A 14,587-nucleotide genomic window follows, 5' to 3' on the forward strand; every position below is an offset into this window, starting at 1 on the left:
GTTAATACTGTTCTATAGAGGATAGATAACCTATCTAAGCGAAGGGAGCTGGATTCATGAGTGAACTGAAGCGAAAACTGTTAATTACGGGAGCTGCCGGAGTCATTGGTCGCAGTCTGCTGGAGGGGCTGAGAGCCAAGGGTGCGTATGACATCGTTGCAGCTGATCTGCGTGAAGACGAGGAAGCTGGCATTGTAGCCATGGATGTGACCGATGGGGAACACCTGAAGGAACTAATGCAGGGGGTTCACACCGTTCTGCACATTGCATGGGCTAAGGATGAGGAAGATTTTCTGGGCAAAGTTCTGCCGATCAACGTAACCGGAGCCTACCATGTGTATGAAGCTGCACGGTTAAACGGTGTTCAGCGGGTGATTTTTGCAAGTTCCAACCATGCGACAGGCTTCTATCCTACAGGTGAGGATATTGAAGTGGATGACCCGTACCGGCCGGACAGCTTCTATGGACTTAGCAAATGTTATATTGAACTGCTGGGACGTTATTACGTTGACAAATATGACCTGTCCTCATTCAACATTCGGATTGGAAACTTCTCAGGTGATACATACCCGCACTCGGAGCGCTCGGCTCATATTTGGATATCACCAAGGGACATGGTCCAGCTCGCTGAGTGCTGTATTGAAGCCGATTCAGATATGAAGTATCTGAATCTGTACGGGACTTCAGCGAATACAGATAATTACTATGATATTGGCTATCTGGCGCAGAAGATTGGATACCGCCCACAGGATGATGCAGCCGAGTTGTGGGAAGAGGCAAAGCTTAGAGGCGTACCTGATAAACAGGACGAGACAGCCTATCAGGGCGGAGGCCATGTGGAGAAAGAACCAAAAGATTCATAAGATGGCGACACTCAGTGATGAAAACGCTATTTTCTATTGTGGCCGAAAGGGATAAAATGGAGACTGAGGTGTTCAGTGTTTCCATTTTGCACAAGAGGAAGGAACGATTTCAATCATGAGTACTAGTCCATCCGTTATATTGTTTCAGGGAGACTCGATTACAGATGGGGGAAGATCACGCAATGATGATCCGAATCATTTTCTCGGACACGGATATGCGTATCTGATCTCCAGCAAACTGGGTATGGAACTGGCGGGCAAGCAAAAGACCTTCTATAACAGAGGCATCAGCGGGGATCGGGCATCCGATCTGTACGCACGCTGGAATGAGGATACCATTAGTCTAAAACCGGATCTGATCAGCATCCTGATTGGGGTTAATGATGCCTGGCGCACGATGAATGGTGAACCTAGCGGAGTAACGGATCGTTTCGGACGGGCGTATCGCCATTTGGTCGAAGAAACTCGGGAAGTGATGCCGGATACGGGACTGATTTTGATGGAGCCGTTTATTCTGAGAACCGGAGCGACCGCGGAGAAATGGGAAGCCTGGGAAGAGCATATTGGTCAGTATCAGAAGCTGGCGCAAGGTCTCTCTGAAGAATTCGGAGCTGTGTGGGTACCATTGCAGCAAACGTTCAATGATGCTCTGAAGCAGGCGGACGCAGCATACTGGTTGTGGGATGGCGTGCATCCAACCGCAGCAGGTCATGAGCTGATTGCACGTCAGTGGTTATCTGTTGTGCAAAATTCTCCACTTGCGATTGTGTAACAACAACGGAACAGTTGTGATATGGGCAGTTGGAATGGGTATTCAGGATTAAGATAGCCATAAAAGCCTGTGGTGACAGGCAGAATGTAACGGAGAACCTGACAAAGGTTCTTCGTTTTTTTGTGTTGGGAAGGAGAAGGAAGTAACGTCGTGGAAAGAGTTTTAATGGATAATTCTTCAAAAGTGCTATCATATCCGGTAAAATGAAATCGATTACATTATAATGTGGGTATGACAATCCATTAACGAAGAGTGGTGAATCCAGTGGAAGATTCCATTCATGAAGTCGAAAATGAAAATATCAACCAACGTGGAACTGAGAACAGAGTATGGGGTTCCTTAAGTGCCGACAGACTCTTGGAGAAGTTATCCCGGCCTGAATTGGCTACCTTATACACAGACTTGAAGGCTTACGGTGAACGTGCCTTGAATGAACCCATGCCTTCCTTGTCATTCCGTTTATATCGACAGTTCAGCGATACGGGTGAGCGGAAAGGCTATGAGGAGGCTTATTTCGATCGAAGGGGCAGGCTGGCTGCTGTGGCGATGCTCGCATTGGACCTGTCTAGGCCGAATGCAATGCAAGTGTTGGAAGATATGTTGTGGGACATATGTGGTGAGTATACGTGGTGTTTGACAGCGCATCTGGGTACGGGAGAAGTCGATCAGGTAGATGGAAACATCGATCTGTTCGCCGCAGAGACGGTACATATGTTGGCCGAAGTTGTAACGATTCACGCCGAGCGCCTGGATCGCCTTGTCATAGAGCGTATCAGATTCGAAGCCGAGCGGCGAATCTTCACTCCGCTTTACCGGGATCAACGGAAGTTCCACTGGCAGACAGCGGATCACAACTGGTCGGCAGTCTGTGGTGGCTGCTGTGGCATGGCTGCATTGTTGCTGTTGGAAGATGAGCCAACACTACGGGAATCGATCTGCCAAACAGTCAGTTGTATGGACGCCTTCCTGAGCGGTTATGGCGAGGATGGCGGCTGTGCCGAAGGCATTGGATATTGGGTATATGGCTTCGGTTATTTCACCTATTATGCCGAGATGCTTCGTGAGTACAGTAAGGGCGAACTAGATCTGCTGACGGGTTCCAAAATAACAGCCATCGCAGCCTTCCCGCTGCGAGTGCATCTGTCGGGCGGCACATATGTGAATTATTCGGACAGTGCCGAGAAGGAAGAGATCCCTTCCGGATTGCTTTCCCTGCTCGCGTCCCGGGTTGGGTTGCAGGTGGATTTGCCACTTCATATTCCACTGTTTACCGAAGATCCCTGTCATCGCTGGGCTCATCTATTGCGGAACGTGATGTGGAGCGACCCGAAAATGTATGGTGATGAAGGTGCCTCTTCACAGGCTGAACGGGGATTTATTTTTCAAAATTTGGGTTGGATGATTGCAAAAGGCTCGCTTGATTCTCCAGATACAAAACGTACAAACGGCGGACCTCTTCATGTGGCTATTTCCGTTAAAGGTGGACATAACGATGAACCTCACAACCATAATGATCTGGGGCAGTTCATTATCCATTGCGGTGGTGAGAATATTCTGTGTGATCCAGGAGCAGGGTTGTATACCCAAGCGTATTTTGCACCAGACAGAGAGCAGTTGTTACACATCTCGTCATCCGGGCATAACGTTCCGCTCATTGAAGGCCAGGAGCAAAGTTCGGGCCGACAAGCGCAAGCCCATGTGTTAGAGGCAAAGCTGGCAGAGGGTGGCGGTGAGCTGAATACAACATTGGATCTGACATCCGCTTACTCTGGAGCTGCTTCACTGGCTCGTTATACGCGCCAATTTCATTGGAAGATGGCTTCTGGCGGTAGCAGGAATGGAGCAGAATTGCATCTGATTGACCATTTTCATTGGAAGAGCAGGATGGTGTCTTCGGCAGAACGATTCTCTTCGGTGGACGATTCAGATGCAGGATGTTCGAGTGTTGTGGAGCGATGGATGAGCAGAGTACAACCTGAGGTGGTGAAGAGCGGTAATCTTCGCTGGCAAGGTGTACATGGAATGGTTCATATGACGTATGATGCGGACCAGTGGCAGGTCTTCACGGAGGCTATGAAAACAGTTGATCATGACAATGTTCCAGTCACATTCTATCGGACGTCACTATCATGGATAGGTGTGATTGATGAGACGGATGTTCGGATAGAAAGTTCTAATCCGCTTGAAACGGTATGTGAGGTGCGCTTCATTATTGAACCGAAAATGGGAGAAACCGAGGTGAGCATGCGTGAGTAAATATACATCTGCGTCCACGTATCCATGGAAAGATGAACTCGAACGTTACCGTACATTGGCAGAACAAGCGGGCCCTGCTCCGGCAGACGGCTGGAATCGGGAGCGCAAGTTGGCACTTGTTGAAAGTGTTGTTCGTGCTTACACACCATATCAGGACAGTCAGGGTTCAATTATCGACCCGTTCTCGGGTGTGGAGAGATATTATGCTACACCAGCCTATGCGATGGCGGCAGCAGTTCTGGTTGACTCGGGGCGTACAGGTCTGCTTGATTCCGCAGCGGCAGCCCTGTCACAGAGCATTGATGCCGTGGTGAAAGGTAGCGTACCTGACAATCATCCTGATTTTTATCCAGTGCTCATGATGCGAGCTTACATGTTGTTGAAGTCATATCTGCCGGAACAAGCAAAGATCTGGGCTGAGGCACTCAAAACGATCAGTCCTGAACAGGATTATGTATTTACGATGAGCAAGATGAACAATCCAAATCGCATGATTAACTGGAACGCTATCATGATCTCTGGCGAATATCTGCGGTGGCGTGAACAGCTGGCAAGTGAGGATACAACTTGGATGGATCGTTATCTGGAAGCCTATCATCTGCCACGGTTTACGGCACTTGGGTTGTATCAGGATGGACCGCTGGACCGTCCGAATTGTCCATTTTCCTATGATATTGCCACCCGGTATCACCTTGGGGTGATGCTTGAAGCTGGTTACGAGGGAACTACTGCCGATACGTTACGTGAGCAGCTGCGCCATGGTGCCTTCAGCTCGTTACTGTCGCTCTCGCCGCTAGGTGAGATTCCACCACGTGGTCGCAGCTCCCAGCATCAGTGGAATGAAGCTGCCGCAGCTTATGTATGTTCTACACATGCAACGCAGGCTCTGGAGGCGGGAGATCCGGTGATGGCGGGTGCTTTTGCACGTGCGGCCAATCGGTGTTTTGCTGCTGTTGAGCGCTGGAAGATGGATGATGGACGCTTGAAAATTGTACGCAATGAATACGCGCCAGAAGATCGGCATGGATATGAAATCTATACCAACCATACCTGTTACAACCTGTGGACTGCGGCAGCGCTGGCTCACGCTTGTCTGAGTGATCCGGGAGACGATGTGAGCGAAGTGTACCTTCCTTCCGAGTTAGGCAGCAGGGTATTGCAGACCGATGGGTGGTTCGAAACCGTGATTGCTTCCATACCTGGTCAGCAACTGGTATTACACACGGCGATGAATGACCCGTATACGATCCCTGGTTTGGTACGGATTCAGCAGATGAGGTTACCTGGTCTGATTGGCCCGTCCGCCGCCAGCCATGTGCAGGCTGGATTCACGGAATTTGTCGAAGGGGCGGTCCGACCGCTCAGCTACTGTCCTGCGTGGAAGACACTAGATGGGGTATGGCATAGCCTTGCAGAGGGGATTCCATCCGGTGATGCATATGATCGGGATGTTGGATTGGACCCTGCACAGGGAGGAGGGTCCATTGTGTACGAGAAGGTGGACCATGGTACGCGGAATAAAGTAGAGAAGCATCTGGTGGAAAAAGCGTCAGAAGATGGTGTGAATGCCTTGGAGAATTCTTTTGCCGTGACATGGGTCGGTCCATTACCCGGAATTGAAACATTGCGTACTCATTATGTGCAACAGGCAGACTTGCTGACCATAACGTATGAATTCGAAGGTGAGATCGCGGCAGCAGGGGCACTCATTCCGTTGATGTTCCATGATGGCCGTGAACAGGCGGTAATTACCCATACGGATCATAGCGTGCGAACGGAGTATCGGGGGGCCTATGTAGAATCTACAGCGCTGGATCAGGGGGCCAATATTCATCTGGAAGAGCAGGCCGTGGCCTCCCGTAATGGGTTGCTGAAGGAAGCACGGATTGAAGTGAACGGAGCACGTAGGTTGTCATTTGCAATCCGATTGGGCGAGGTTAACTGAAGGTGTTCAGGTTGAGGATCATTAGATCTCTGAACATCTCGAATGATAGTTAAAAGTGTTATTCGTGGATGATTAGTGATATTTAACTGATAGCTATTGCAGTTATGGCATACGACGCTATAGATAAGTTGAGGATGAGCTGGAGCATCAAGCATAGATGTCTGGTATTGAATCGAGGAGGGATATGTTCATGAACACATCAACGTCGGTAAAATGGCTCGAGGAAGCGTGGCAACAGGGGGCTGCCAAGACAATTCGGAATGCAAAGCGGATCAAGGATACTTTTCCACACATTGCACCGCAAGGGACATATGACCGGAATGATCCGGAATGGTGGACAGCAGGTTTCTGGCCTGGATTATTATGGCTGGTCTATGGGGATGCGCCGGAAAGTGAAGCGGCGGCTTCGCTACATCGCATTGCCGAAAGCTGTGAGCGGCAACTGGAGGGTTGTCTACGTGATCCCGAATCGGTGGATCACGATCTGGGGTTCATCTGGCTGCTTAGTGGCGTAGCCAACTACCGCCAGACGGGCAGCATGGATGGACGGCGGCGTGGCATGCTTGCCGCCAACCTGCTCGCTGCCCGTTTCCACGTGCGCGGTGAGTTCATCCGCGCCTGGAATTTCAGCTCGTCAGCAATGGATACGCGCGGCGTAGCCATCATTGACAGCATGATGAACCTGCCGCTGCTCTATTGGGCATCCGAGCAGAGCGGCGATCCTCGCTTCCGCTGGCTGGCGGAAGCACATGCGGACACCGTGGCGCGCGAATTCATCCGCGCTGACGGGTCCATCTGCCACGTGGTGGAGTTTGATCCACACACGGGGCAGAAGCTGCGAGAGCATGGCGGACAGGGCCATGCTCCAGGTTCCGCCTGGGCGCGGGGCACCGCCTGGGCGTTGCACGGGTTTGCGCTGTCTTTCCGGTATACGGGCGAAGCCCGATATCTGGAGACAGCGGAGCGTGCGGCCGATTTCTTCCTCGCCATGCTTGGCGAAGAGATCGTGCCGGTGTGGGATTTCCGCGCACCTGCGGAGCATCAGGTGGCGTGGGACTCGTCCGCTGCGGCGATTGCCGCGAGCGGGTTGCTTGAGCTGGCGAAGCTGTCGCCACGCGGTGAAACCTATGCTGCCGCGGGAGAGCGTATTGTCCGCGGGTTGCATGAGCATTATAGCTCCGGCGACTCGGCAGCGGAAGAAGGTCTGATCATGCAGGGAACGGTGCATTACCCGGAAGGGCGAGGGTTGAATGTGCCGATTATATACGGCGATTATTTCTATATGGAAGCGCTGGCGAAGCTGCGTGGACATGCGGGGTTATTTTAAAAGAAGAATCGAGAACTACGGGCTGGAAGAACTGAAGGTGAGAACAGATTAGTAAGGTCGTAGTGTTATGAGTCTTCGAGTTGTTAGCAAACCATCATCACCTGTCCGCATAAGGCTGTCTCCAGTATTAGGAACGATATTCCTACTATTGGAGACGGAGTACACCTAAGTTTGAGCTTTGAATAGACGAATCAAGGTGAGCGGACAGGCGGATGGTTTACATAATCGAAGGAAGACAAAAGAATATCTGGCATATGAATATTCATTCTTACAGGTCCAGTTGGGGTGCAGACTTAGCTATGCTTTACTGAAAGAATCGATTTTCACTTCGAAGGCGTACGTCTCAGAATGACAAAGTCGGCAGAAGATTGATCTGGATAGCGCTGCGGAATAATCTCATGAACTTTGAAATCAGGGTAGTCGAAGAGATATTCAAACAGATTACGGTCCTGGATTGTATCAATCCCCGGGTTGCCGTTTTCTTTCAAGCGGGTGTAAAGCACCACCCATGCTGTTGAGGAGTGCAGAATATCATAGAGGGTGTTGCGAAAATCCGTTTCATCCGTGATGTGATATAACACATCCAGACAGACCGTCAGATCGGCTTGCAGGAAACCATGGTTAATCCATAGGCCTGGTGTATACAGCATGAAGCTCTTGGATGAATCCTTGGCAAATTGGGCAGCACAACGCTTTACTGAAGAAGCCGCTACATCCACGCCCAGGTAGTCCTCATAATTCATGTATTGCAACTGGTTGCCATCTCCACATCCAAACTCAATGACACGATGAATCCCTTCACGTTGAATCAGTCCGTTTACGACCTCGGCCTTGAATTCAGCCAAAACCCCGTATGAACCCCTGCCAGAAGTTTCACCCGAACGATATGTTTTCTCCCAATACCCGATGTAATCAAAAGGCTGACTCATTATGTTTCCTCCAATCCTGTTAAAAGAAGTTCAAGACAGTCAATATACATAGGTATGCGCTATATTCGCAGGTATGATCGGTTGAAACAGGAATAGAAGATAAATTAACTTCCATAGAATTCCCTGAAAATTTCCTGAAAGTCTAAACATCTGGAAAGGACTTGCCGACATTAAAGATAAGGAAAAAAATGATGATAATCGGGGGGAAATGATGTTAAAGCCAAGATTGACCAAGTACATGGTGATGATGCTGGTGTTGATGCTGAGTATTTCCAACGTAGGCTTGGCCGCTGCGGCAGACAAAGAACTGTCCAAAATTGTGGTTTCCAAGAATGAGATGTCGCTCGAAGTTGGTGATTCTGGGTCTGTTACGGTGACAGGGGTATATTCAGATAATACCTCGGCTAATGTAACGATTAGTACAACCTGGAGTAGCGAAGATACTTCGATAGCAACTGTATATAATGGTGCAATCACGGCCAAAAAGGAAGGTAAAGCGACGATTACCGCAGCTTACCAGGGTCAGAGTCAGACCGTTCAAGTGAAAGTGACGAAGAAGGTCAAAGCCCTTTCGAAAAACGTGCAAAGTCTGGATTTGCGCACGGGAGATACAAAAGAAATTATTTTGACAGCAACGTATAGTGACAATGAAACAAATAATGCAGCAGCAAGTACTGCAGAATGGTCTACCAGTGATGAGAAGGTTGCTACCGTTGTGAATGGTAAAGTGACTGGACAAAGTGCGGGTACGGCCGTTATCACAGCCAAAGTTGGCAGCCAAAGCGTGACGGTGGATGTTAACGTTGAAGTGGTTAAACGTGTAGATGTAGATAAACAACAAGTTAATCTGTTGTTGAACAAAAGTGAAAGTGTGAAAGTGACGGCTACGTATCCAGATGGCACAACCAAAGATGTAACCGATCTGGCGGAGTGGACATCCAGCAATGAGAAGGTTGCAGACGTACTCAAAGGCGAAATTACAGGATACTCGGCAGGTTCTGCCAAGATCACAGCCAAATACGGTACGAAATCAGTATCCGTTGACGTGGATGTAGATCTGACCAGCAAGCTGAGTGTGGAGAAACAAAGTATTTTCTTCCGTTTGAGCGACACAACTAAAACGGCTAATGTCGTTGTAACGGCTTCTTATCCAAACAGCAGCGATGTGAATGTAACGGATCAAGCAACATGGACATCCAGCAACGAGAAGGTTGCAACGGTATTCAAGGGACAGATCACAGCCATTAGTGCAGGTTCAACAACGATCAAAGCCACTTATAGTGGCAAAACCGTAGAAGTTGCTGTGGATGTAGATACGGCAAGATATTTGGATATCAAAGATGTAGATGACAAACTCGCCATGAGTGTTACGGGTGATAACAAGTCTAAAAAATTGGTAGCCAATGCAGAGTATATTGATGCAAGTAAAGAAGATGTAACTTCCAAAGCAACATGGACTTCAAGCAATGCAGATGTTGTATATGTATCCAACGGCGATCTGATTGCATACAAATCCGGTACGGCTACGATTACTGTAGCTTATGGCGGTAAAACGGTTAAATTCACAGTGAATGTAGACGTAGCAGACAAGTATGAGATGGATAAGAAAAAAGCATCAGTAGCTGTTGGTGGAACGACTTCTGCCAAAGTACTGGCTTTGTATGGTGAAACATCCAAGGATATATCCGAAGATGCAACCTGGAGCAGCAGCAGCGACAAAATCGCTGAGGTAGATAGCAAAGGGGTTATCACAGGTGTTGCCACAGGTAAGGCAACCATCACAGCGAAGATTGAAGGTAAAACACTTACTCTGCCTGTTGAAGTAGGTATGGCTAGTGGACTGGAAGCAGATGTGAACTTCGTTGTTCTGTCTGCCAAAGAAACTCAGACGATCCTTCTAACAGGTACTGATGAGGACGGCAACACGCTGGATGTAACATCCGAAGCAACTTGGAAATCCAGCAATGCACGTGTAGCGGATGTGAAAAAAGGCGTGATCACGGGTAACAGCAGTGGTAAAGCCAACATCACAGCCGAATATGGCTCCAAAAAAGTGACTATCCAAGTTGAAGTGGATGTCATCACACGTATTGAAGCTTCCGAGCCGGTTCTTTCCCTGAAATCAGGCGATACAGCTGATTTGACGGTAACTGCCTTCTTGAGCGACGGTAGCGAGCGTGATGTTTCTGACAAAGCTGAATGGAAAACGAACAGCTACAAAGTAGCTCAAGTGACCAAAGGTAAAGTCAAAGCTACAGGTTCAGGTAAAGCCAAAATCACAGCAAAATACGGTAGCAAGTCTGTAACCATTGCTGTAGATGTGGATACACTGAAATATTTGCAGACGGATAAAGTAACGTTGACCATGAAACCTGGTGAAAAGGTAACCGTGGCTGCAACTGCAACGTATGCCGATGGCAGTGAAGCTAATGTATCCAAGCCGGCTCTCTGGAAATCTTCCCGTATTGCAACAGCATCGGTGAAAGATGGAATTATTCAGGCGAACGGCAAAGGTAAAGCAACAATTACGGTGACATTTGCAGGTGTGAAAACAAAAGTAACGGTAGTGGTTGAAGCGAAGTAATTGCTTTTTCAAATGTGAGTTGAAACGCGCAAATAAAAACGGTGATGCCAGCGAATAACTGGTATCACCGTTTTTGGTCTATAAACTAGAACGTGTCTCCAAGCGCTAACGAATCTGAAACGTCTTATTAAGGGATCGTTCCCTGTACGTTTGTATAACTACATCGTGTGAGACAGTACCAGCGCACCATAGGCAAAAGCGATCACGATCAGAATGGCTGGATGCAGCTTGGTCTTGGTCATGACCCAGAGCGAGATGCCTGCTATGATTAACGTCTGCCAGATGCCGATGGAATCAGTGGATAGCTGCCCGAATTCCCATGTAAGCAGAATCATGAGTACAGCGATAACAGGTTGCACGAGTAGGGTCATGCCTTTGACTTTGGGTGACGTGCGATGTTTGTTCAACAGACGAAGTAATATAATAAGTGCGGTTGCGGAAGGGACGATTGTAGCAAAACTTGCGATAAATGCCCCAAACCAGCCTGCCACGTGGTACCCGACAAATGCAGCAATTTTGGTTGCAATCGGGCCAGGAAGGGCGTTACCAATCGCTAGTACATCCCCAAATTGCTCTGTAGTCATCCAATGGTAGTGGTTCACAATCTCTTCCTGCATGAGCGGAATGGAGGCCGGACCACCCCCATATCCCAAGATGTTTGCTACGAAAAATCCCCAAAATAATTCCCACCAAGTCTGGAGCATCCTTAGGACACCTCCTTATCGGACTTGCCTTTGGATTTGAAGCGCTGTACTAGCTCCAGATGGAAGACACCATATCCAAGGAAAACCGCGATCACAATCCCCGGATGGATATCCAGTAGCTGCAACAGTACAAAGGCAATTACGCCGAATAGGGCGGCAAAAACTTTGCCGAGTCCCTTCCAGGCTTTCATGGCAAACTCATAAGCCATCATGCCCAGCATGACAAAAATGACCGGCCGCACGGCGGCTACCATGCCTGCTACCACTTTCGACTCGCGGAGTGCGTACATGGAACCGAGCAGAGCAATAATGGCAATACTGGTCGGTAAGATGTGAGCGAGTACGGACACAATCGCGCCCAGTACACCTTTGGTTTTGTATCCCAGATATGCGGCCATCTTGGTCGCAATAGGACCGGGCAGGGCATTAGCGATAGCCAAAATCTCGCCGAACTCCTCATCACTGACCCATTTGTAACGCGTAACAGCTTCATAACGGATCAATGGAATAACCGAAGGTCCACCGCCATATCCGAGAATTCCGGTTCGGACCATTCCGATGACGAGACCTTTGTAATCTTTCCAACCCATGCTGATTTCCTCCTAGAGTCTCATGCCCATCCGGCTTTTATAACGTTTCAACAACAGCTGTGATTCCACTTTGACGATGCCTGGCATCTTATATAGCTTCTCGAGCAAGAACTGCTCCATCTCTTCCATATCCGCAAAAATACCGTGCATGTGCAGGGTACTCGGGCCTGTCATATGATAGAGGCTAGTGACGGCCGGTTCTTCGTCCAGTTTCTCCGCGACTTCATCCAGGAAGGGCGGTTCAACATCGACATTGAAAAAGGCCGAGACCTGGAGCCCAACTTTGCCAGGGTTGATCACAACGGTGAAGCGTTCGATGATTCCTTTTTCGGATAACGCATTAATGCGCGCCTGGACTGCTACACGTGACAATCCGATCTGTGTCCCCAGATCCGTATAGGATATTCGGCTGTTGTGGTGAAGCGCGGCGATGATTTTGCGATCCATCTCGTCCAGATTGTACATTTGCGGAATTTCTCCTCCTTTGGAGGAGTGTTTCTCTGACATGTTGATCATCCTTTTCCTTCGCTATATGAAATGAACAATGAAATTTTACTAATCATACAATGTGTATGTGGCATTCATAGTTTAATGACGAATCGTAACTGGAGTCAATCTATTTATCATGATTATTGAATTTAACCGATTTTGAGCCTTCATTTTGTCATTTCGACCAATCGGAAATAAAAAGACCACTCGCACAGTCCAATAGCGAGCAGCCGTTAAATAATAGATAAGCTGGAGTAAAGCGCAAAGTGTGATACGAAGCATGACCGGTTATCCCTGTGCTGTCTTGGGCAGTAAAAGGGTAACGGTTGTCCCTTCGCCAGGCTCGGAAGACACTCTTAACGTTCCTCCTGCGCCACGGGCACGCTCTTCCATACTGAACAATCCAACACCATTGCCAGCGGTTACTTCGCTGAATCCCGCGCCATGGTCTTCAATAATAACCATCGTCATGTCCTCAACATCTTCAATAGTAACACGTGCCTCGGCAACATCGGCATACTTCGCGACATTGGTTAAGGCTTCCTGAATAATCCGGTAGATGGCTATCTCCCGATTCATCTCCAATCGTTTGCGCAAATTACATTCCAGATCAACTTCGATTCCGTAGTGACGGGTGTAATTCTCGATATACGTACGAATCGCCGGAACAACACCCAGGTCATCCAGAACGGATGGTCTCAGCTCCCATGCCATACCGCGTACATCTTCCATGATACCCGTGACCTGCTTACGAAGTGCTTCAACCCCGGGTTGTGGCTGGTCTGCCAGCAGTCGGTCCATCTGAATCACCAGAGAGAAGAGACTCTGTCCAATCCCGTCATGCAGTTCACGCGAGATCCGGCGTCGTTCCTCTTCCTGAATATTCATCACTTGGGACATCATCTTTTGCAATTCGGCTTCGACGGATTTCAGCTTGGTGACCTCACTACGTACAGCCAGATATTGATATGGCTCGCCGTCGTTATCAAGGAAAGGCACGATGGTGGTGTTCACCCAATAATGACTGCCATCTCTGGCACGATTGAGAATTTCCCCGTTCCATACCTTACCTGAGGATATCGTGTCCCACAGGTTTTTCATAAAGCTTTTGCCATGGTATCCGGAGTTAATGATTCGATGATCCTTACCGATCAGTTCCTCCCGCTCATACTGCGAGATTTCACAGAATTTATCATTCACATATTGGATTTTTCCTTTGCGGTCCGTGAGGGCAACGATGGAGGACTCATCCAGAGCAAACTTTAGATCACTCAGTTGATGCAGGGAACCCTTCAATCTGCTGCGGAATTCATTATCCGTAATGTGATTATCGATTTCGTTCAGCAGGAGGCGTACGGGCTGGTCTGCGAGTCCACTTAATCTGTTCTTGCGTGCACTACTCAAAGTTCAGCAACCCCTTTTTCATGGCGAACTTCACCAGTTCCGGTCGTGTACGCAGGCCAAGTTTCTCCATCAGATTACTTTTGTGGGATTCGACCGTTTTGACACTGATGATCAGATGTTCGGCGATTTCCTTGTTGGCGTAACCTTTGGCAATCCAGGACAAAATCTCTTTCTCCCGCTCGGATAACGTGTCATACGGTCCGGCGTTTTCCTGTTTGGCTTTGTCCAGGTATTCACTCATCAGCCGCTTGGTCGCACTTGGGTACAGATAGGCGCTACCTTCTGCTACGGAACGAATCGCGGCAAGCAATTCTTCATGCGGTGCACTTTTGAGGATATATCCGGATGCTCCCGCGTGGATGGCGCGGAACAGATATTCTTCATCGTCATGCATGGTCAGTATCAAAATGGAGACATCCGGCATCAATTTCTTCAATTCAGCGGTAGCGGTCAGACCGTCTTTGCCTGGCGGCATGCTGAAATCCATCAAGACCACATCTGGTTTCAACTCTTGAGCCTTGGCAATGGCTTCATCGCCATCTGCGGCATCTCCAACGATATGTATATCATTCTTTCCTTCAAGTAAGGCGATCAGCCCGGAACGCACGACAACATGGTCGTCTACAACTAATAGTTGAATCACATGATTTCCCCCTGTCCGCTTCCTTAGTTCTATCTATATCATAACAAAAAAAGAAGCCATTCAGAGCTTTAATCTCCGAAT

Annotated in this window: 12 protein-coding genes; 6 read left to right on the forward strand and 6 right to left on the reverse strand. The window is 48.7% G+C overall.

Translation table 11 applies throughout. The features are described 5' to 3' along the window. The first annotated feature begins 65 nt into the window (after positions 1 to 65). From ACE04G_RS10335 to ACE04G_RS10355, 5 genes are all read left to right on the forward strand, one after another. On the forward strand, positions 66 to 863 hold the full coding sequence (locus ACE04G_RS10335) for an NAD-dependent epimerase/dehydratase family protein (RefSeq protein ID WP_449004349.1): 798 nt from the start codon (positions 66 to 68) through the stop codon (positions 861 to 863). 115 nt (positions 864 to 978) lie between these two features. Continuing rightward, positions 979 to 1,635, forward strand: a complete 657-nt coding sequence (locus tag ACE04G_RS10340; protein WP_449004293.1) for an SGNH/GDSL hydrolase family protein — start codon at positions 979 to 981, stop codon at positions 1,633 to 1,635. A 264-nt stretch (positions 1,636 to 1,899) separates the two neighbouring features. Further along, complete coding sequence (locus ACE04G_RS10345; RefSeq protein WP_486094413.1) at positions 1,900 to 3,891, forward strand: heparinase II/III domain-containing protein; 1,992 nt, start codon at positions 1,900 to 1,902, stop codon at positions 3,889 to 3,891. Further along, positions 3,884 to 5,836, forward strand: coding sequence for a glycosyl hydrolase (locus ACE04G_RS10350; protein WP_449004295.1), 1,953 nt, complete (start codon positions 3,884 to 3,886; stop codon positions 5,834 to 5,836). The genes ACE04G_RS10345 and ACE04G_RS10350 overlap by 8 nt, the downstream gene beginning before the upstream one ends. 190 nt (positions 5,837 to 6,026) lie before the next feature. Next, entirely contained in the window at positions 6,027 to 7,163 is a 1,137-nt protein-coding gene (locus ACE04G_RS10355) for a glycoside hydrolase family 88 protein (protein WP_076216561.1), read from the forward strand. A 323-nt stretch (positions 7,164 to 7,486) separates the two neighbouring features. Here the strand turns inward: ACE04G_RS10355 and ACE04G_RS10360 are convergent, their stop codons facing one another. After that, positions 7,487 to 8,092, reverse strand: coding sequence for a methyltransferase (locus ACE04G_RS10360; protein WP_221823787.1), 606 nt, complete (start codon positions 8,090 to 8,092; stop codon positions 7,487 to 7,489). A 211-nt stretch (positions 8,093 to 8,303) separates the two neighbouring features. On the opposite strand from ACE04G_RS10360, the gene ACE04G_RS10365 reads away from it, so the two are divergent. Next, positions 8,304 to 10,676 carry an Ig-like domain-containing protein gene (locus ACE04G_RS10365; protein WP_221823789.1) on the forward strand — a complete coding sequence of 791 codons (2,373 nt, stop codon included), beginning with the start codon at positions 8,304 to 8,306 and terminating at the stop codon, positions 10,674 to 10,676. 158 nt (positions 10,677 to 10,834) lie between these two features. Here the strand turns inward: ACE04G_RS10365 and chrA are convergent, their stop codons facing one another. The 5 genes from chrA to ACE04G_RS10390 all read right to left on the reverse strand — a co-directional run bounded on the left by chrA (position 10,835) and on the right by ACE04G_RS10390 (position 14,506). Then, positions 10,835 to 11,380 (reverse strand): chromate efflux transporter ChrA, encoded by a 546-nt coding sequence (gene chrA, locus ACE04G_RS10370; protein WP_221823791.1) that lies wholly within the window; start codon positions 11,378 to 11,380, stop codon positions 10,835 to 10,837. A 2-nt stretch (positions 11,381 to 11,382) separates the two neighbouring features. Continuing rightward, positions 11,383 to 11,970, reverse strand: coding sequence for a chromate efflux transporter ChrB (gene chrB / locus ACE04G_RS10375; protein WP_221823793.1), 588 nt, complete (start codon positions 11,968 to 11,970; stop codon positions 11,383 to 11,385). Positions 11,971 to 11,982: 12 nt separating this feature from the next. Further along, positions 11,983 to 12,477 carry a chromate efflux transcriptional regulator ChrS gene (chrS, locus tag ACE04G_RS10380; protein WP_221823795.1) on the reverse strand — a complete coding sequence of 165 codons (495 nt, stop codon included), beginning with the start codon at positions 12,475 to 12,477 and terminating at the stop codon, positions 11,983 to 11,985. Between the two features lie 270 nt (positions 12,478 to 12,747). Further along, positions 12,748 to 13,863, reverse strand: a complete 1,116-nt coding sequence (locus tag ACE04G_RS10385; RefSeq protein WP_221823797.1) for a PAS domain-containing sensor histidine kinase — start codon at positions 13,861 to 13,863, stop codon at positions 12,748 to 12,750. Then, positions 13,856 to 14,506 (reverse strand): response regulator, encoded by a 651-nt coding sequence (locus tag ACE04G_RS10390; protein WP_017691068.1) that lies wholly within the window; start codon positions 14,504 to 14,506, stop codon positions 13,856 to 13,858. Before ACE04G_RS10390 ends, ACE04G_RS10385 begins: the two co-directional genes overlap by 8 nt. Positions 14,507 to 14,587: the final 81 nt, after the last annotated feature.

This window comes from Paenibacillus sp. AGC31 (assembly GCF_057334655.1).